The organism is Neptunicella sp., assembly GCF_048268085.1.
Taxonomy (GTDB): domain Bacteria; phylum Pseudomonadota; class Gammaproteobacteria; order Enterobacterales; family Alteromonadaceae; genus Neptunicella.
The window spans coordinates 39,212-59,829 of sequence record NZ_JBLWWF010000022.1 but is presented as its reverse complement, the minus strand read 5'-3'; the positions used below and the strand labels follow the sequence as shown (position 1 = coordinate 59,829).

General features: G+C 45.6%; 16 protein-coding genes. 15 read left to right on the top strand and 1 reads right to left on the bottom strand.

Annotation, left to right across the window (positions count from 1 at the left end; genetic code table 11):
• Nucleotides 1-21 precede the first annotated feature (21 nt).
• From ACTD55_RS16195 to ACTD55_RS16130, 14 genes are all read left to right on the top strand, one after another.
• Nucleotides 22-1,428 (top strand): MATE family efflux transporter, encoded by a 1,407-nt coding sequence (locus ACTD55_RS16195; RefSeq protein WP_438865375.1) that lies wholly within the window; start codon nucleotides 22-24, stop codon nucleotides 1,426-1,428.
• Between the two features lie 286 nt (nucleotides 1,429-1,714).
• On the top strand, nucleotides 1,715-2,119 hold the full coding sequence (gene ndhC, locus ACTD55_RS16190) for an NADH-quinone oxidoreductase subunit A (RefSeq protein ID WP_438865374.1): 405 nt from the start codon (nucleotides 1,715-1,717) through the stop codon (nucleotides 2,117-2,119).
• Nucleotides 2,119-2,772 (top strand): NuoB/complex I 20 kDa subunit family protein, encoded by a 654-nt coding sequence (locus ACTD55_RS16185; protein WP_438865373.1) that lies wholly within the window; start codon nucleotides 2,119-2,121, stop codon nucleotides 2,770-2,772. Before ndhC ends, ACTD55_RS16185 begins: the two co-directional genes overlap by 1 nt.
• Before the next feature lie 44 nt (nucleotides 2,773-2,816).
• Nucleotides 2,817-4,547, top strand: a complete 1,731-nt coding sequence (gene nuoC / locus ACTD55_RS16180) for an NADH-quinone oxidoreductase subunit C/D (protein ID WP_438865388.1) — start codon at nucleotides 2,817-2,819, stop codon at nucleotides 4,545-4,547.
• A complete protein-coding gene (gene nuoE / locus ACTD55_RS16175; RefSeq protein WP_438865372.1) occupies nucleotides 4,544-5,095 on the top strand; it encodes an NADH-quinone oxidoreductase subunit NuoE in 552 nt (183 codons plus the stop codon). Before nuoC ends, nuoE begins: the two co-directional genes overlap by 4 nt.
• Nucleotides 5,096-6,373 (top strand): NADH-quinone oxidoreductase subunit NuoF, encoded by a 1,278-nt coding sequence (gene nuoF / locus ACTD55_RS16170; protein WP_438865371.1) that lies wholly within the window; start codon nucleotides 5,096-5,098, stop codon nucleotides 6,371-6,373.
• A complete protein-coding gene (nuoG, locus tag ACTD55_RS16165; protein WP_438865370.1) occupies nucleotides 6,374-9,184 on the top strand; it encodes an NADH-quinone oxidoreductase subunit NuoG in 2,811 nt (936 codons plus the stop codon). It abuts the gene before it with no gap.
• Complete coding sequence (gene nuoH, locus ACTD55_RS16160; protein ID WP_438865369.1) at nucleotides 9,184-10,164, top strand: NADH-quinone oxidoreductase subunit NuoH; 981 nt, start codon at nucleotides 9,184-9,186, stop codon at nucleotides 10,162-10,164. Before nuoG ends, nuoH begins: the two co-directional genes overlap by 1 nt.
• A 2-nt stretch (nucleotides 10,165-10,166) precedes the next feature.
• Complete coding sequence (gene nuoI, locus ACTD55_RS16155; protein WP_438865368.1) at nucleotides 10,167-10,682, top strand: NADH-quinone oxidoreductase subunit NuoI; 516 nt, start codon at nucleotides 10,167-10,169, stop codon at nucleotides 10,680-10,682.
• Complete coding sequence (gene nuoJ, locus ACTD55_RS16150) at nucleotides 10,679-11,212, top strand: NADH-quinone oxidoreductase subunit J (protein ID WP_438865367.1); 534 nt, start codon at nucleotides 10,679-10,681, stop codon at nucleotides 11,210-11,212. Before nuoI ends, nuoJ begins: the two co-directional genes overlap by 4 nt.
• Nucleotides 11,212-11,529 carry an NADH-quinone oxidoreductase subunit NuoK gene (gene nuoK / locus ACTD55_RS16145; RefSeq protein ID WP_438865366.1) on the top strand — a complete coding sequence of 106 codons (318 nt, stop codon included), beginning with the start codon at nucleotides 11,212-11,214 and terminating at the stop codon, nucleotides 11,527-11,529. Before nuoJ ends, nuoK begins: the two co-directional genes overlap by 1 nt.
• 1 nt (nucleotide 11,530) lies before the next feature.
• Nucleotides 11,531-13,351, top strand: a complete 1,821-nt coding sequence (gene nuoL, locus ACTD55_RS16140) for an NADH-quinone oxidoreductase subunit L (RefSeq protein ID WP_438865365.1) — start codon at nucleotides 11,531-11,533, stop codon at nucleotides 13,349-13,351.
• Nucleotides 13,339-14,790 (top strand): complex I subunit 4 family protein, encoded by a 1,452-nt coding sequence (locus ACTD55_RS16135; RefSeq protein ID WP_438865364.1) that lies wholly within the window; start codon nucleotides 13,339-13,341, stop codon nucleotides 14,788-14,790. Before nuoL ends, ACTD55_RS16135 begins: the two co-directional genes overlap by 13 nt.
• Nucleotides 14,787-16,220, top strand: a complete 1,434-nt coding sequence (locus ACTD55_RS16130) for an NADH-quinone oxidoreductase subunit N (protein WP_438865363.1) — start codon at nucleotides 14,787-14,789, stop codon at nucleotides 16,218-16,220. The genes ACTD55_RS16135 and ACTD55_RS16130 overlap by 4 nt, the downstream gene beginning before the upstream one ends.
• 222 nt (nucleotides 16,221-16,442) lie before the next feature.
• Here the strand turns inward: ACTD55_RS16130 and ACTD55_RS16125 are convergent, their stop codons facing one another.
• Nucleotides 16,443-16,859: a hypothetical protein gene (locus ACTD55_RS16125; protein WP_438865362.1), complete on the bottom strand. Its 417-nt coding sequence runs from the start codon at nucleotides 16,857-16,859 to the stop codon at nucleotides 16,443-16,445.
• Between the two features lie 401 nt (nucleotides 16,860-17,260).
• On the opposite strand from ACTD55_RS16125, the gene ACTD55_RS16120 reads away from it, so the two are divergent.
• Nucleotides 17,261-20,500: a two-component regulator propeller domain-containing protein gene (locus tag ACTD55_RS16120; RefSeq protein WP_438865361.1), complete on the top strand. Its 3,240-nt coding sequence runs from the start codon at nucleotides 17,261-17,263 to the stop codon at nucleotides 20,498-20,500.
• Nucleotides 20,501-20,618 lie beyond the last annotated feature (118 nt).

The window sequence follows — 20,618 nt, the reverse complement described above, 5'->3', positions numbered from 1 at the left end:
GTCTTGGCGAATCATCACAACATGTCTCAACGTCATTTAACTCCATCTCAGTGGGGCAGCTCTGCCTTGTGGTGGAGTATTGTCGCCTTAGCTGTGCCGGTTGCAGTCCAGATGATGCTGCAATCCTTTCTGGGCATGGCCGATGTGTTGATGGTAAGTGAACTCGGTTCGGTTGCCGTTGCTGCGGTGGGATTAGCGGCAAAATTGCATTTCTTGTTATTAGTGTTGATGAATGGTCTGGGTGCCGGTTGTGGCATTCTTATCGCGCAATATTCTGGCGCAAAAAATGTGTCGGCCAGTCAAAAAACCTTGGCGCTCGCGCTGGTGCTAGGTAGCGTGGTGATGCTCCCCTTCATACTATTGTTTGCTTACGGAAGTGATTTTCTACTGGCGCTGATTAATCCCGATCCACAGGTAGTCGCGCTGGCCGCTGAGTATTTACAAATCACCGCCCTTGCCTTGCTGCTCACACAATTGATTGTGATATACGAGTCTGCTTTGCGATCAATGGGCAATACCGCTTTGCCGTTAGCGATGGGCGCGTTTTCGGCAATAATCAATGTGATTTTGAATTTTGCCCTGATCTTCGGCCATTGGGGTTTTCCAGAGTTGGGAGTCGCAGGAGCCGCCTGGGCGACCTTATTATCAAGACTATTGCAGCTAACCGGAATCTTAGTGTGGTTGTATGCAAAGAAACATGGTTTCGCGTTAAATTTGCCGCATTTTTTGGCGATCAGAGATAAAGCCGCGTTTAAAAAGTTTATACATTTTTCTGCTCCATTAGTGATCAACCATCTGGTGTGGGGCGTTGGCAATGCCACATATCATGTACTCACCGGTTTTGCAGGAACTGAAGCGCTAGCTGTAATGGGCGCAATTGTACCGATAGAAAGCCTGTTTTTTGCTTTATTTGTGGGATTATCTAATGCTTCGACGGTAATGATTGGTCGCTCGCTTGGTGCCGGTGGTAATCAAGGTGCCTGGCAATTGCAACGGTTGTTTATTCAGCTAACCATAACATTGGTGATTGTACTGGGCATTTTGCTGTGGTTTTTAAGACCCTGGGTAGTTAGCCAATTTGACCAACTCGATCCGTTAACCAGTGGTTTACTGTTTGAAACATTGGGTCTCTTTGCTTGTATTGTGTGGGTTAAAGTGATCAATATGGTACGTATTCTTGGAGTGCTTAGGGCGGGGGGAGATATTCATTTTGTGCTGGTTACCGACACCATTGTAATGTGGTTCATTGGCATTCCTTGTTATGCCTTTGCCATTTTTTATTTAGAGGTTCCGTTTCTGGTAATTTACGCCTTAATGTTTGTGGAAGATTTTGCCAAGTTTATTCCGGTACATAAGCGTATTAGTAGTCGAAAATGGATGAAAAATCTGGCTATTCCTGTCAACCCTAAGCCAATAATCCAAAAGTAGATTGACCGGGAGACTATTATTTATCCCCCCTTAAATGTTAATTCAAAGTTAATAATCTAATCTTGCAAAAATTCTTTTTATCCATCTCCCCCCTTGTTATTGCTGGTTTGTTAATACATTCCACCCCTCTGTAAGCTAATAATTTCATTAACAAATTTGACGAAAGTTAAAATCTGTACAAACTTTAACCAGAACGTTTCTGATTGTTCGCAACAACAAAACAAGCTTTTTAATTCCGGCATAAATGACCGGAAAATCATAAACCAATGTGGGAATTTGATTTTTTATGGGGCTAGCGCTGGCCGAGTTATGGCCGATTCTGTTGTATTTTTCTTTTACCGTATTACTGCTAATGGGCGTAATGCTGGTTTCCGCTATTTTGGGCCCACGTACCGCAGGTCATTCGACTAATTTACCTTACGAGTCCGGCATTTTGTCACTTGGTAGTGCACGGATTAAGTTTGGCAGTCACTTTTTTTTATACGCTATCTTTTTCGTCATATTTGATTTGGAAACGCTATTTTTATTTGCTTGGGCGATTTCAGTTGAGCAAGTCGGTTTAGCCGGATTTATTGAGGCACTAGTATTTATTCTGATTTTACTGGTTGGCTTGTTGTATTTATGGCGCGTTGGGGCGTTATCTGTGGTTAATCGCCACATTGCCAATCATTCTTCAATGAGGAAGAAATAATGGACTGGAATCTAAGCGATCCCAATGTGGTGGTGCATCAGTCTTCTGAGCAGATCGCCGTTGATGATCCGCAAATAAGGCAAGAAGTAAAACGTAATGTGTTGTTTAGTAGTTTGAATAACATGATCAACTGGGGGCGTAAAAACTCCATTTGGCCATTTAATTTTGGTTTATCTTGCTGTTACGTGGAAATGGCGACCAGCTTTACCGCTCGTCATGATATTGCCCGGTTTGGCGCGGAGGTGATCCGTGCGACACCTCGTGAAGCCGATTTGATTGTGATTTCTGGCACGGTATTTCGCAAAATGGCTCCGGTAGTTAAGCATCTTTATGATCAGTTGCTAGAGCCCAAATGGGTTATATCTATGGGCTCTTGTGCGAACTCGGGTGGCATGTACGATATTTACTCGGTGGTGCAAGGGGTCGATAAATTTTTACCGGTAGATGTGTATGTACCGGGTTGTCCACCGCGCCCTGAAGCCCTGATGGAAGGTTTGTTATTGTTACGCGACTCTATTGGCAAAGAACAGCGGCCACTGAGTTGGGTGGTGGGTGAACAAGGAGTGACGCAAATTGCCAAACCCAGTCAGCGGGATATTAAACATGCCGAACGGATGAAAACCCGCGATTTAACCCCACCGGACAGGATCTGAGTATGCCGGTGGCTGAATCCATTCAAAGCGACTCCGTTAAATCCATGCTGCACAGTGAAATCCAACCACTGTTGGAAGCGGATTTGCTGGTTGAAACCACTGCTGATCAAGTACAGACGATATGGGTAGAACCTCAGCATTTACTTGAGTTGTGCGATATTTTGCGTCGTAAACTGGCTAAACCCTTCGATTTTTTGTTCGATTTAACCGCTCTGGATGAAACCCATCGGCAGCATTGCTTTTTGGAGCAGCGCCGTGAGTTTACCTTGGTGTATGTATTTCGTTCCTACCAGCGCAATCAGGATGTTCGGATTAAAGTGCCGTTGCCAATCAGTCATAAAGTGGCACCTAGTATCAGTCATATCTGGCCGAATGCGAACTGGTATGAAAGGGAAGTCTGGGATCTGTTTGGTATTGATTTTAAGGGCCATCCCTGTCTGCGCCGAATTATGATGCCTACGACGTGGCAAGGTCACCCGTTACTCAAAAAGCATCCGGCCCGAGCCACCGAAATGGGCAAATTTAGCCTGCCGGATGATATTCGTGATGTGGAACAAGAAGCACTTAAATTCAAACCCGAAGCGTGGGGACTGAAACCTCAAGGCAACCCTGATGAATTTATGTGGCTGAATTTAGGTCCTAACCATCCTAGTGTGCATGGTGTTTTCCGCATCATGTTGCAACTGGATGGAGAAGAAATTATTGATGCGATTCCGGATATTGGCTACCACCACCGGGGCGCGGAGAAAATGGCTGAACGTCAGAGTTGGCACTCCTACATTCCCTACACTGACCGAATAGATTATCTGGGTGGGGTAATGAATAACCTGCCTTATGTGATGGCGCTGGAAAAATTGGCGGGTATTGCTGTGCCGGAGCGAGCCAAAGTGATTCGGGTCATGATGGCGGAAATTTTTCGCATTCTTAGTCATTTGTTGTTTTACGGCACGTTTGCTCAGGATATCGGTGCGCTATCACCGATTTTTTATATGTTTGTCGATCGGGAAAAATTATTTGGCATCGTTGAAGCGATTACCGGTGCGCGTATGCATCCAAGCTGGTTCCGGATTGGTGGTACCGCCAGTGATTTACCAAATGGTTGGGACAAAATGATCACCGAATGGCTCGACTATATGCCCAAACGCATGGCCGACTACGACAAAATGGTGATGAATAATAGCATTCTTAAGGCGCGAACTATTGGTATTGGCGCCTATGACACCGAGACAGCCATTGATTGGGGAGTGACAGGGGCCGGTTTGCGAGCCACCGGATTGGATTTTGATCTGCGTAAAAAACGCCCCTATAGCGGTTATGACAATTTTGAATTTGAAGTGCCGTTAGGCAATAACGGCGATTGTTATGACCGTTGTGCCGTGCGGGTGGAAGAAATTCGCCAGAGTATGCGGATAATTCGTCAATGCGTACAAAATATGCCCGCCGGTGATTATAAAGCTGAACATCCGTTGACCACACCACCACGTAAAGATCGCACCATGACGGATATCGACAGTTTAATCCCGCATTTTTTAAGTATGAGCTGGGGACCTGTTATGCCGGCAGGTGAAGTGATGATGGAAGTGGAAGCCACTAAAGGCAGCAATGCCTATTACATTACCAGTGATCACAGCACCATGAGTTACCGTACTCGAATACGCACGCCGTCTTTCCCTCATCTGCAAATGATTCCGGTAATGGCCAGAGGGCAGATGATTGCTGATTTGATTGCCACTATTGGCAGTATTGATTTTGTGATGGCGGATGTAGACCGATGAGTGATTTCAGCTTAACCGATCCTATTGTGATTCAGCAGATTGATTACCGTACGGTACTCAGCAAGACCGAAATTGATGCTATTGAGCATGAATGTGCATTGTATGAAGAGCGTGCCGCCGCCGGTATTGATGCAATGCAGATTGTACAGCGTGAGCGGCGCTGGATCAGCGATGAATGTTTGTATGCGATTGCTGATTTATTGCAAATGCCAGTCGTGCAACTGGAAGGGGTCGCGACTTTTTATAACCATATTTACCGCCAGCCGGTGGGCGAGCATATTATTCATTTGTGCGACAGTATTAGCTGTTGGCTGCACGATTTTCCATTGATTGGCGCCCATCTTAAACAGCAACTTGGCATCGAATTTGGCCAAACCAGCGCGGATGGCAAAGTGACGCTATTAACTAATGTCTGTCTCGGTTGTTGTGATAAAGCGCCGGCGTTAATGCATAACGGTGACTTGGTGGAAAATCTGACCATTGAATCAATCGATCAATTATTGGCTGACATCGGCGTTAAAACCGCTAAATCAGGGGGAAAGGCATAAATGTCAAATGTGCATAAACCCCTAACGCAATACCTGGACAGAGTTAATCCACAGGATTTGGCTGCTTACCAAAACACGGGCGGCTATCAGGGTTTTACTAATGCGTTGGCCATGACTGCGAAAGAGGTGCAACAACAAGTCACTGACTCAGAGTTAAAAGGTCGTGGTGGTGCTGGATTTCAAACCGGTACTAAATGGAGCTTTGTACCTATGGGCGATGACGCACCAGAACAGAAATATCTGGTATGTAATGCGGATGAAATGGAGCCGGGTACCTTTAAGGATCGCATGTTGATGGAAGGCGCGCCGCATCTGCTGATTGAAGGCATGATGATCGCGGCTTATGCCATCGGTGCCAATGTAGCGTTTATCTTCTTGCGTGGTGAATATCGACTTTGTGCCAAGCGTTTACAGCAGGCCATTGATGAGGCGACTAAGGCTAAACTGTTAGGAAAAAACATTAAAGGAAGTAACTATTCACTTACGATACATCTTCATACCAGCGCAGGGCGCTATATTTGTGGTGAGGAAACAGCATTAATTAATGCGCTGGAAGGCAAGCGTGCCAATCCTCGGGCTAAACCCCCATTTCCGCAGGTGGTGGGATTATTTGGGCGGCCCACCATCGTCAATAATTGCGAAACGCTGTGCAACTTGCCGTGTATTTTGAAAAACGGCGCCAAATGGTACACCGAACTCGCCGACAGTCCGGATAAGGGAACCAAAATTTACGGTATCAGCGGTCGGGTAAAACAGGCTGGTTTATGGGAACTGCCTATGGGTGCTACCGCACAACAAATCTTTGATTTGGGCGGAGGCATGCAGGATGGATTAAAACTGAAAGGCTGGTTACCCGGTGGCGCATCGACCGATTTTCTGCTGCCGGAACATTTGGATTTGAAAATGGAATACGACGTGATTGCCAAGGCCGGGAGTCGTTTAGGCACGGGTGGAATTATTGCGTTGGATGATCACCACTGTCCAGTGGGCATGATTTTGAATTTAATGCAATTTTTCGCTCAAGAATCTTGTGGTTGGTGCACACCCTGCCGCGATGGTTTGCCTTGGGCGGTGGAAATACTCAGTCGAATTGAAAGCGGTCAAGGTTCTCAAGACGATATTGATGAATTACAAAAACTGTGCGGTTTTATGTGGATTGGAAAAACCTTCTGCGCACTGGCTCCGGGGGCAGTGGAGCCGTTGCGTAGTGGCATGAAATATTTCGCTGATGAATTTCAGCAGCATATTGATCACAAGGGCTGTCCTTACGGACATTAAATGATGACCAAGATATTTATTGATAATCAGCAATACGAGGTGGCAGAAGGGCAAAATCTGTTACAGGCCTGTTTGTCGCTAAAAAAAGATCTGCCTTATTTTTGTTGGCATCCGGCTATGGGCTCGGTAGGAGCCTGTCGATTGTGTGCCATGACTCAGTATCAGGACGAAAATGACAGTCGTGGACGGATGATTGTCGCCTGTATGACGTCCGTTACTGAGGGCATGCGCGTGAGTATGCAAAAACCGGCTGAAAAGGAATTTCGGGCTGAAGTGATTGCCGCACAAATGACTCATCATCCCCATGATTGTCCGGTATGTGCAGAAGGGGGGGAATGTCATTTACAGGATATGACGGTGATGAGCGGTCACTATTCGCGCCAATACAAAGGCAAAAAGACCACATTTCCTAATCAGGATTTAGGCCCGCTAATCAAACATGAAATGAACCGTTGTATTACCTGTTATCGGTGCGAACGCTTTTATAAAGATTATGCCGGTGGTAAGGATTTAGCGGCACAGGCATCCAAAAATCATGTCTACTTTGGACGTCAGTGCGACGGTACGCTGGAAAGCGAATTTGCCGGGAATTTGGTGGAGGTTTGCCCCACTGGGGTGTTTACCGACAAGCCCTTTGGCGATCACTACGCGCGTAAATGGGATATTCAGGCAGCTCCATCGGTGTGTCAGCATTGTTCGGTGGGATGCAATATTACGTTGAGTGAACGCTACGGTTCCATCCGCCGTGTCACTAACCGATTTAACGATCATTTGAATGGCTATTTTTTGTGTGACCGAGGCCGTTTTGGCTTTGGTTTTGTCAACAGTGAACAGCGCCGCCACGTCATCAGTATGGATGGGCAGGACACTGCTTGGGCCGACCCAACGTTACAAAGTCGCCTTAAAGATAAAGCCCAGTGGTTGGGGGTAGGAAGTACCCAGGCGAGCCTGGAAGACAATTTTGCTTTGCAGCAGTTAGTCGGAGCGGAAAATTTCTGTGCCATGTCTGATCCACAACAAGAACAATTGCTGGCACTGCATATGGCCATTTTACAGCAATGGCCGCAGGCCAGTCTGGCGCAAATTGAACAAGCCGACGCGATTGTTATTGTCGGTGAAGATATTAATAACAGTGCGCCGCGTATTGCCCTGTCGGTGCGTCAGGCGTTGTTAAATAAGGCCAAACAACAGGCACAAAAACTGCGTGTTCCCACCTGGCAGGATGCTGCAGTGCGACAGATATTACCCCACAACAAAGTGCCGTTGGCGATACTTGGCTATGGTGATAATGCCTTAACGGAACAGGCCACGTTACATTTTGTGGGTGATCAGAAACAAATTGCCGAGCAGGGTTTTCTGCTGGCCAATTTACTTAATGAACATGCCCCCACACCCCGAGTGCAGAAAGTCGAGACGGGGATTGAACAGTTGGCAGAAACCTTGAAACAGGCCAAACGGCCACTGATTATCAGTGGTTGGTCGGCCAATCATAGTGCGATTTTAGCCGCTGCCGCGAATATTCGTAAGGCAATCAATAATCCGCAGGCAATGATGTGTATTGTGCCACCGGAAGGCAATACGCTGGGGTTGGGATTGCTCACTCACGGGCCACATCTCAATGCCACTGATTTGGCTAGTCGCATCGAAGCCAAAAATGTAAATTTGATTGTATTGGATCACACCTCTCCAGTCCGTCAGCAACAAGTTGCAGAATGGAGCAAAAATGCCAATCAATTACTGCGATTAAGCCAATTATCTGAGCCGGTAAAAAATGAAATTAATCTGCCTCTTGCCAGTTTCAGTGAATCGAGTGGCAGTAGCTTAAATTATCAGGGATTGGTGCAATCGTGGTGGCCGGCCAGTAGCCCTTCAGCCCCTTGTTTACCAGCTTGGCAGTGGCTGGTGAATCTGGCAAAAGTGCAGGACCACCAGTTAGGTGAAATTAAGGATCTCAGTCAGTTACGTAGTTTGATCAGCGCCACCTATTTACATTTTGATTCGCACTGGCAACAAATTGCTCAACAACAGATTGCCATGCAATCGCCTCGTTATAGTGGTCGTACTGCGATGTTAGCCAACCAGACAGTGCATGAGCCCAAACCCTTTGTTGAACTGAATGCACCTTATAAACATAGTATGGAAGGGCTGTTACCCGGGGAACGTGTGTCGGGAGAAAAAATATCCGCAGAGGAAATAAACCCAGCGCAGAATACTATCCCAATGGCCTATAGCTGGTCACCAGGTTGGAATTCCAATCAGTCTAATCACAAGTTTCGTGATGAATATCGGGGGCCCGAGTTACCAGCGCAGCAAGGCGTATTCTGTGTCAATCAACACAGTGAAAGTTACTGGTTCAAGTGGCAGGCAAGTTGGTCGTCACTAAGCAAAGCCAACTGGAAATTACTACCACTGTTAAAAGTATTTGGCAGCGATAGTTTGAGTTTGCAGGCGCTACCAATTCAGCAGCTGACACCACAGGCACAAATCATCATATCGCCTAAACAGGCCGACGAGGTGGAGCTTAAAAATGAGCAATGGGTCAGTTGTGATGATGATAAAACCTTACTGCAGGTGAGCATTAGCGACAAGGTACCAGCCAATTGTGCGTTGGTTTATGTACCTGCCGATCAACCCTTTAATTTAACCGAATGCGAGGTACTTATTCCGGCCAGTAGCCAAAAAGTGACTGCCCATAAAAAACGTTTAGCTGATCAGCGCCAACAGCAACAGGCGCAAAAAGCGGCATTAAAGTCACGATTGATGGCACAAGATCAGACCATTCCGATTCAATTTATTGAGGGGATAGTCTAATGCTGAACTCGTTGCTCGAGATGATAATGCAAAATGTGGACTTGCTGATCATGATTACCCTGATGGTGGCGATTCTTATTCCTATCGCTGCGATGCTGGTTTGGTTTGAACGACGTTTATTGGGTTTCTGGCAACAACGCTACGGCCCCAATCGGGTTGGGCCTTTCGGTATTTTGCAGTCGCTCGCGGACTTAATCAAAATTTTGTTTAAACATGACTGGATCCCGCCATTTGCCGATAAACCCGTGTTTGTATTGGCGCCACTAATTGGTGCGGTGTCGATTTTAATGAGTTTTGCGGTGGTGCCGATGACGCCAGATTTAGTGGTGTCAGATACTAATATCGGCGTGCTGTTTTTTCTGGCGATGACCTCGATGGCGGTGTATTCGGTGATTTTGGCGGGCTGGTCGTCGAATAACAAATACGCCATGCTCGGCGGCATGCGTGCTGCGGCTCAAACTATCAGTTATGAAGTGTTTATGGGAGTGTCCTTGTTAGGTGTGGTGATGCTCAGTGGCAGTTTTAACCTGTCTGCGATTGTGCATGCCCAAACCGGTCTGTGGTATGTGGTGCCGCAGTTTGTCGGTTTTGTCATTTTTATGATTGCCGGTATCGCCGAAAGCCATCGGTTGCCGTTTGACTTACCGGAAGCGGAAACTGAACTGACGGCCGGATTCCATACTGAATATTCGGGGATTAAATTCGCGTTATTTTTCCTCGGTGAATATCTGGGCATGATGCTGATTTCGATGATGATCACTACCTTGTTTTTAGGTGGTTGGCTAGGACCCTGGTTGCCGCCAATTGTCTGGTTCATCATCAAAACCTTATTGCTCATCTGCTTCTTTATTTTATTGCGCGCAGCATTGCCTCGTCCCCGTTTTGATCAACTGTTGCAATTTGGCTGGAAGTGGATGCTGCCGCTGGCTCTGCTTAATTTAGTCATTACCGCGGCGGTGGTGCTTTGGGGAGGTAAATAGCGATGTGGAGTCAGATTGTTACCTTGTGGCGAGTATTTTTGCATCTGTTTGATCGCACCGATACCCGTGAATATCCTGAGCAAAAGCCTTATCTGGCCCCTCGCTATCGTGGGCGTATTGTATTAACCCGTGATCCTGATGGGGATGAACGTTGTGTGGCCTGTAACTTATGTGCCGCTGCTTGTCCGGTGGATTGCATTGCCTTGCAAAAAACCGAAGATGAAGATGGTCGTTGGCGTCCGGAATTTTTCCGAATCAATTTTTCTCGCTGCATTCTCTGTGGTTTATGTGAAGAAGCCTGTCCGACTTACGCCATCCAGCTGACCCCCGACGTAGAGATGGCTGAATACCAACGTAGCAATATGGTATATGAAAAAGAGCATTTAACCATTGATGGGCAGGGTAAATATCCCGGTTACAGCTTTTATCGAAAGGCTGGCATTAGCATTAAAGGCAAGGATAAAGGCCAAGCGGATAACGAGAAGCCGCCTATTGATGTGCGGAGCTTAATGCCATGACTGCTCAACTATTTTTTTATTTAAGTGGCGCAATAGCGGTTTTTGCCAGTTTGTTAGTGGTTACTAATAAAAATGCGGTGCATGCACTCTTGTATCTGGTCGTGAGTCTTTTATCACTGGCCATGTGTTTTTACTTGTTGGGCGCTCCATTTGCCGCGGCGTTACAAATTATTGTTTACGCCGGGGCGATTATGGTGCTGTTTGTGTTTGCGGTGATGATGTTCAATATTAGCCAGCGCGATATAGAACGGGAAAAGCAGTGGTTAAAAGGCTCGATTTGGATCGGACCGGTATTGTTAGCGCTCGTGTTATTGGCCGAAATTGTGCTGGTTATTCAAATGCAATCGTCCTGGCCGGCTCAAGCGGTGCAATTGGTGGATGCCAGAACCGTGGGGAGTCTGCTATTCGGTCCGTATTTATTGGCGGTAGAGATTGCTTCCTTTCTGTTATTGGCCGGATTAGTTGGTGGCTATCATCTGGCCAAAAATCTGGTTGGTACTACCGGCTCTGATGATGGAGGGAATCGCTGATGGATGGTGCAGTAATGATCCCGGCCGAACACGGATTTATGCTAGTTGCCATTTTATGGGCCGTGGGATTAATCGGCTTACTCAGTCGTAAAAACACCTTGTTTATGCTGATGTCGCTGGAAATCATGCTTAATGCTGCGGCGTTAGCTTTTATCTTAGCCGGTAGTTTGTGGCAACAGGCCGATGGACAGGTCATGTACATTCTAATTCTCAGTATTGCCGCTGCTGAAGTGGGATTAGGTTTGGCGCTGTTGATCCGTTTGCGCCATCAAACCACCGATTTGAATATCGATAACCTCGACGAAATGGAGGGCTAACATGCTGGATCTATTGTTTGTTATTCCCTTATTACCTCTGGCTTCGTCGGTATTGTTATTGCTATTAGCGGGGCGTTTATCTTCAATGCAAGTGGCGATACTGGGTGTGGGCTCCATGGGGATTGCGGCATTGTTAACCGCGTTAGTGGGCTGGGAGTTTATTCAGGCTGGCAGTGCGGCTTATCAACAAGTGTTATTCAACTGGCTCCCAATAAATAACGCGCCAATTAATCTGGGTTTGTATCTGGATCAACTGTCCTTAGTGATGACCTGCGTGATCGTTGGGGTGGGCTGGTTAATTCATTGGTACGCCGCCGCCTATATGTTCGACGATAAACAAGTGCAGCGCTTTTTTGTGTATATGAACCTGTTTGTATTCGCCATGTTAATGCTGGTGCTGGGTGACAATTTAATCTTGTTGTTTTTAGGTTGGGAAGGTGTCGGTCTATGCAGCTTTTTATTAATTGGTTTTTGGCAATACGACGCAGATAACGTTAAAGCCGCCAAAAAAGCCTTTATTGTCACTCGGGTAGGCGATACCGCGATGATGATCGGTTTGCTGATGTTATTTCAGTATTTCGATACGTTATATATTCCCAATATTTTAGTGCAGGCCGATCGGGTGAGCGAGCCTCTGCTGTGGTGGGCTTGTTTGATGTTAGTCGGTGGCGCGGTAGGTAAATCGGCGCAGTTACCTTTGCAAACCTGGTTACCTGATGCGATGGCGGGGCCTACACCGGTCAGCGCCCTTATCCATGCGGCAACAATGGTGACGGCTGGCGTGTATCTGATTGCCCGTATGCAGCCTTTGTTTATGCAAGTGCCGCAGATGCTGGAAATTGTCGCCTGGATTGGCACTTTAACCTTGCTATTGGCCGGTTTCGCTGCATTAGTGCAAACCGATATTAAGCGCATATTGGCGTATTCCACCATGAGCCAGATTGGTTATATGTTTCTGGGTTTAGGGGCGATGGCCTATGACAGCGCGATTTTCCATTTAATGACCCATGCATTTTTTAAAGCGCTGTTATTTCTGACTGCCGGTAGCATTATTGTCAAAATGCACCACGAGCAGAATATTTTCAAAATGGGTGGTTTATACAAATCTTTACCACTGACTTCGACTTTTTTGTTGATCGGTTTATTAGCGTTGGTGGCGGTGCCCGGTTTCTCCGGATTTTTTAGTAAAGAGGCCATTTTGGCGGCAGTATGGCAGGCCGATACCACCAGCTCATTATTATGGTGGATGGCCGTATTTGGCGCGTTTTTAACCAGTGTTTATAGTTTTCGTTTATTGTTTATTGTGTGTTTCGGGTCAGCCTCGTATTCACCAAAAGGTGGCGATTTTGCATTCTCCAGCCAGTTTGTCGTACCGTTAATCCCGCTGGTGACATTGGCCATTGTTGGTGGTTTTATTAGTCTGGATTTCAGTCAGGTATTTAGTCCAAAAGAACAAGTTCATTTGTCCCTATGGCTAGAACTGATTCCCGTTGGTTCGATGTTATTGGGTTTGCTGGTGGCATGGTTGATCTATTTTCCGCGCACCAAAGCCCAACCCGCACAAGGCAGGTTGAATCAATTTTTACTCGGTGGCTTAGGCTTTGACTGGTTGTATCAACAACTTTTTACCCGTCCGCTACAGTTGTTCGCCCGCTGGAATAAATCTGATCTGGTGGATCATTTTTATCAATTTGTGGGCTGGTTTAACTTGAGCCTGAACGAGGTACTGGTATTAAGCCAAAACGGTAAACTACGCTGGTATCTTTGCGCTACGCTGGTTGGGGCAGCGCTGATGTTAGGGGGCTTACTATGGTGGCGTTAAGTTATCTGGTTTGGTTACCTCTGATTGCCGGTGGACTGGCGTGGCTGAGTGAGAACAAATATCCCCATAGCGGAAACTGGATCAGTTTATTCACTCTGGCAGGGCTGCTGCTATTCAGCGTCTATTTGGCCTTACAGGGCGATAGTCAAATGAGCTGGGATTGGTTCGCCCGTTTTAATATTCATTTCGCACTGCTGTATGACGGCTTGGCCGCACTGATGGTGATACTTACCTTATTGTTAGGATTGTTAGCGGTGGCTGTGTCATGGCATGAAATTAGTCAGCACCGGGGATTTTTCCATTTTAATTTGCTGTTCAGTATGGCTGGCATTGTTGGTGTCTTTTTGGCTGATGATTTATTCCTGTTCTTTCTGTTTTGGGAAGTGATGCTGTTGCCGATGACGGCACTTATTTTGATTTGGGGGCATGAAAAGCGCCGCTATGCCGCGATTAAATTTTTTATTTTTACGCAGGCCAGTAGTTTATTAATGTTAATTGCGATTATCGCCTTAGCTTTATTCAATCAACAGGCGACCGGCGAATTGAGTTTTAATCTGGCCGTATTGCAACATTTGGAAATACCGTTACAAAGCCAGTTATGGTTAATGTTGGGATTCTTTATTGCCTTTGCGGTGAAATTACCCTCGGTACCGTTACATTCATGGTTACCCGATGCTCATACTCAAGCGCCCACAGCAGGTAGTGTGCTGTTAGCGGGTATTTTGCTTAAAACAGGGGCTTATGGCTTGATCCGTATTGTATTACCGTTATTTCCTGCTGCGACTATGGATTTTGCCCCCATTGCGGTTTCATTGGGCGTTGTCAGTATTGTGTATGGCGCGTTGATGGCATACAGCCAAAGTGATTTTAAGCGATTAGTCGCCTATTCCAGTATTAGCCATATGGGCTTTGTGTTAGTGGCATTATTTAGCTGGCATGAAGTGGCATTCCAAGGCGCCATACTCACCATTGTGGCGCATGGCATTTCCAGTGCCGCACTATTTAGTATGGCGGGCATGGTACAACATCGAATTCATAGCCGTGAATTGGCGGATATGGGCGGCATGTGGGCCAGTGCTCCCAAAATGGCTACGGTGATGATTATTTTTGTGATGGCCGGCATCGGGATGCCAGGTTTGGCTAATTTCAACGGTGAATTATTGTCGTTATTGGGTAGCTTTCAGGTATTTCCTACGCTAAGCATTATCGCCACGTTAGGTATTGTGTTATCCGCTGTGTACGGACTGCACCTATTTCAAAAGGCGTTTCAAGGTCCAGTAAATCAAACGCTACCCGATCTTAATAAGCGTGAATTGCTCTATAGCGGATTGTTGGTGGTGGCGCTAATTTATTTTGGTCTGCAACCCCACTTGTTATTGCAAATGCCTGAGGCGTTTATGCAGCATTTACTGCAAATAGGTCAAGGAGTGCGGTCATGAGTCTTGATGCGTTGTGGTTAATGTTGCCGATATTGATTTTGAGCTTGGGTATTATTTTATTGATGCTACAAACCGCATGGCAACGTAATAGAGACTTGGCACAAGGGTTGACTATTATCACACTGGTAGCCAGTTTTACCGCGTTGATTTGGCAATTTCCTTCAGGTCATCAAGAGATTACCATTTTGTTCGAATATGAGCCGGTGGGGGGATTCTTTTCAATTTTATTACTTATGGTCAGTTTATCGGTGGCGTTGTTGCAAGGTGCTTATATGGGGGCAGATTGCAAAGAAGTTGCTGAAGAATTTTACCTGCTGTTATTACTGTCCTGTTTGGGCGCGATGTTACTGGTAATGGCTCGCCATGCCGCGTCGGTGGTATTAGGTCTGGAGCTAATGAGCTTGTCGATGTTGGCCATGCTGGCATATAACCGCGAGCGCAAACTGGCATTGGAAGGGGCGATCAAGTATTTGTTGTTATCCGGAGCCGCCACCAGTTTGTTATTGTTGGGGTTAGCTTTTTTATATGCCACCAGTGGCTCATTATTGCTTGCCGACATTATGCAATCGCCGATGTCGCTATTGGCAAAAAGCGGTTTTGTATTACTCATTGCCGGACTCGCGTTTAAGTTATCATTGGTGCCCTTACATTTTTGGACACCAGATGTGTACCAAGGTGCACCGGTTAACTCAACTCTTTTACTGACCAGCTTATCTAAAACGGCAGTATTTGCGCTGTTGATTAAATTAATATTAATTATTCCGCCCGAATTTGAGGCTGACTTGATTCGGATGCTCAGTTGGATGGCGATTGCCAGTATGTTGTTAGGCAACTGGTTAGCCTTACAGCAGCAAAGTGTTAAACGCTTGATGGCTTATTCTGCAATTGCCCACATGGGGTACGTGTTAGTGGCGGGTATTATCGCCATGGATATTGATCACAGTTTGGTACTCGAAGGTGCCAGCTATTATTTATTAGCTTATCTGGTGGCATCCATTCTGATTTTCTCGGTATTAACTATGTTGTCCCGTCTGGATGATCAACAGGATGTGGATACACTGTCACAACTACAGGGACTGTTTTGGCAGCATCCTTGGCTGGCTATGATTATGGCGCTAGCGTTTTTCTCCTTAGCCGGTATGCCAATTACCATTGGTTTTATCGGTAAGTTTTATTTGCTCACCTTGGCGATTAAATTATCGGCCTGGTGGCTTGTGGCAGCAATGATAATTGGCAGTGCAGTGGGGTTGTATTATTACTTGAGGGTGATTTTTAATTTGTTTGCACCGGCCAACCCGGAATTACCTCAGGTATCCAAGGCGTTAGTGAGTAAGATTTGGTTAGGTGTTATTGCCGCATCATTATTAGTATTGGGGTTGATGCCTGGGCTATTGGGTAATGAGTTACGGGCGATCTTGGGGATTGGATAATAAAATCAGCAGTGAGTAGCGAGCTTCGAGCGACGAGCTAAAGCTACGCTCAGTAAAGGCGCAGGGGGCGCAAAGAAAAACAAGTTATACAGTTTTTTCAGTAGTGTTTGTCATTCCGCTAGTTTTTTGAGCTGGGGTTATTTAGATCTCGTTACTATTTCGTAATCAACAAAAAAGCCCCGTGATAGTTATATCAACGGGGCTTTTTTAGCATCTTAGTCCTTATTTAATGGAATAAGACTTAACGAATTTTTTGATTGATTGACCGTTACAGTACAAGTCATTCATTTTCCAACGGCTCAGACCTAAGGTTTCAATACCTTGCTCCGCAGCCTTAACACAAAGCTGTGATTCAGGCTTCTCGTCGGCCGCAACCATTTTTATTGCTGCAGGTGCAACTTCTTGTGCAATAGTGTTGTATTTGCGGGCAAACTTTCCAATTTTCATTCCATTACACAAAGTATTGTGGCTGAAATCTGCGAATTTAGTTTTGGCAGTTTCAATACCTTGTTGTGCTGCAACAACACATAAGTTGCTGTAAACACTTTGGTCAACAGGAACAAAAGAATAGCTAGCTTGTGATGCCATAGCGTTCATCGATATAGCGAAAGTAGTTAATGCGATAAGTGTGGTTTTCATATTGGCCTCTACAACAAAAATTAAGTGGATGATTTTTAAAAGCTGGATGCATTATAAGCGATAAGAACAAAAAATATACTCAAAATGTAATTTAATTACATAAAAATCGGAAAAAATAAGTCGTTTTGCTGGTTTTTAATAAGTATTTAACAAGTTTTATGTAATTAAATTACACAAAAGCATTTGTTATTTACTTGTCTTTACTTTTTATAACTTGGAAAAGCCTATAGGTAATAGATTTTGGGCCTTAGGCAGTATTTTATTTATGAATTCCGGTGTAGATAATTTGAAGCAGATTTAAACTGGTTTGGCAGGGAGTAAATCGTTAATATTCGAGTCTTAGCTGCTGCACTAACTAAATTTGGTCAGTTGTCCCCTTTGTCAGGCCATTTCGAGATACGATGAAGCAATATAATTCTAATAAAAACAGCCATCTTGTTAGTGTATTTAATACCTTAGTACTCATTCTGTTAACGACCTTCTTTTCCTGTTGCCATGCTAAAGCATGGCAAGATCTTCCCGGTAGTATTTCGTTTAACCCGCTATTAATCCCAGATGACGTGCCTGCCCATCTGGTTACTGCACTGGCACAGGATTCACGAGGTTTTTTGTGGATTGGCACGCAGGATGGCCTTGTTCGCTTCGATGGATATCGTTATAAGGTTTTTCGCGCCGCAACCAATAAACAGCCAGGATTAAGTGGCAGTTATGTTCGTTCATTGCTGGTGTCCCGGGATGGGCGAATTTGGATTGGAACATTCAGTGGCGGGTTGTCGGTTTTTAATCCGGACGACGGAACATTTCGTCATTATCGTCATGCTGCCGAGGATCCAAATTCGCTTTTGCATGATCGTGTTGAGGGGATTGTAGAAGATAGTAAGGGAGAACTATGGTTAGCCACTGATGGAGGATTAGATCGACTCAATCCGAATTCGGGACAGTTTACTCATTATTTACATCAGCCTGGTGAAGCTAGCAGCTTGGCTGCCAATCAGGTTCGTGGTCTGCTTATTGATAGTCAAAATCAGCTCTGGGTTGGCAGTCATAAGGGATTACAACGTTGGTTGGGTGAAAAAAAAGGATTTGAATCAATTGCATCGGATCCTGCCGACGCGGATTCTTTATTTAATAATTATGTGACAAACATATTTGAAGATAGCCAAGGTCGTCTATGGATTGGAACGGTGGAACATGGCGCTGCAGTACTGGATTTAACTACTAACCAGTTAATTCATCTTTCTCCAAAAAGTATGGCGCCGCAAAACTTGAGTCACTTCTGGGTATATGATTTTGCTCAGGTGGGGAACGACGAACTGTGGATTGCCACTTTCGGTGGTGGTATCGATATTGTCGACTTGAAAACCTTAGCGATTCGCGACAGGTTGCGTCATGACGCCACATTAACTAGCAGTATAGGTGCTGATCGGGTGGGAGCATTAACCGTGGATGATGCCGGCCTGGTTTGGGTTGGTTCATGGGGAGGTGGGCTGACTCGCCATGATCCTTCTACTCGTGCATTTCGTCAGTTACAACATAGTCCGACTAATCCGGATGGCCCAAGTTACACAGCGATTGTTAGACCCATGCAAATGTCAGATGGGACAATCTGGCTGGGAACCAATGGTAATGGCATTGATGTACTGGATCACAAAGGCCACTTCATAAAAAGTTATCGTCCCGATAGCAAATTACCCGGGCATCTGTCTGATGGGGCAATAACCTGCCTGGCTCAAGCGTCAGACGGTACTATTTGGGTCGCTACTTTGGACGGTGGATTACACCGTATGCGTGCTGATGGATTAGAACAATTTGAACGTTTTGATCAGAATAAGGGCATGCCTGGCGGTATTATCCGTACCATGATATTCGATCAGCAAGGTAACCTATGGATAGGCTCGTCGAATGGTATGGCGAGGATCGATGCGCACAATGACCAAGCTCATTCTTATCGCCATGATGTCAACGATCATCAGTCGTTATCAGGCCGAGCCGTCGAATCACTGGCCTTTACCGCAGATAAACAACTTTGGGTGGGAACCGATAATGGGCTGAATGCTTTTAATGTCGAAACCGAAGTTGCCACTCGAATTTTCCACGATGCAAAACGGCAGGATAGTTTACCTGGAAATTGGGTGCCCGATTTAATGGTGGCAGAAGACGGACGTCTATGGGTGGCTACCCGCAACGGTGCCGCGATATTAAAAAGCTGGGATGGAAAGAGAGCTACATTTGATGTTCTGCAACAACGATTTTCGTTACCCCCATGGCCGATAGAGTCTCTGATACAGGAAAAGGATGGACATGTATGGCTAGGGGCTCATATACGACTCAACCCTTCGAATTGGACATGGCAAGAATTTGGTTCCGTTGATGGTATAAGCTTCCGTAATTTTTTTATTGCCAGTCGTAATCTTACTCAACAGGGACAACTGCTATTTGGATCCCCACAAGGGTTACTGATTGTTGAACCACAAAAAATACAGCAATGGAACTATACACCGCAAGTAATGGCAAGCAGACTGACTGTGAATGGTAAAGAGCGACCTGTTGCTACAACCATGCCAGCGCTAAAAATTCCATCCGATCAAAATAGTTTACAAGTTGAATTTACCTCTCTGGCATTCAGTGCCCCAGAAAAACTGCAATATCGTTATCGTTTATCACCCTATGATACTGATTGGATTTCAGCTGATGCTACCCATCGACTGGCAAGTTACCAACATATACCGCCGGGAAACTATCAGTTATATATACAAGGAACAAATCGAGTAGGGCAATGGAGTCCTAAACAATGGCAATTGACTATTTCAGTCATGCCCGCTTTTTATCAGACCTGGTATTTTCAGGCACTAACGGTGGTGCTGGTTATATTACTGATTGTTGAATTTTATCGTTGGCAAGTTAGACGGGTGAAACAGCGCAGTATTCAATTGGAAAGGCTGGTCGAGCAACGCACAGCTGATTTACAACAGGCTTATCAGCGCATTGAACAAGCGAGTTTGACTGATCCCCTGACCGGTCTGCATAACAGACGATTTTTCGAACAAAGTATTGAGGCGGATATAGAACTGGTGCTGCGTCGTTACCATAATAGTAGTCAGGTACCACCTCAATCAGATCTGATCTTTATGCTATTAGATATTGATTATTTCAAACAGGTAAATGATCAGTACGGTCATGTAGCAGGAGACAAAGTACTCAAGCAGGTCGCGTTATTGCTCAAACAATGTTTACGAACGGCCGATTATTGTGTGCGCTGGGGAGGTGAGGAGTTTTTACTTGTTGCCAGATTGTCGGATCGTCAAGACGGCATGTTATTAGCCGAGAAAATTCGCACCCTAATAAGTAATCATGTCTTTCATATTTCTGACGATGTACGCCTGCGCAAAACCTGTTCAATCGGTTTTTGTGCGTTCCCGTTTGCGCCCGGTGAGCCGGAAGCTGTGGATTTACATACAACCTTACAACTGGCCGATAGTGCGCTATACAGCGCCAAAAATCAGGGTCGAAATAAAAGCATTGGTGTTACAACAACGATCGCTAGAGGGAATGCGGACCTAGTCCGTCAGTTTATTGCCGAACCAGAAAAAACGCTGGCTGCTGGGGATATAAAATATAGCATGGCGAACACATCACTTTGATGTCAAATAATAGTGTGATGGAGTATAGGTAAGGGTGAATTAATTAAGCAATAGCCGCATAGGTCGGTGTAAGACTATTTTAGAAATGCCCCGTTCATATCGTTACCTTTATCAGACA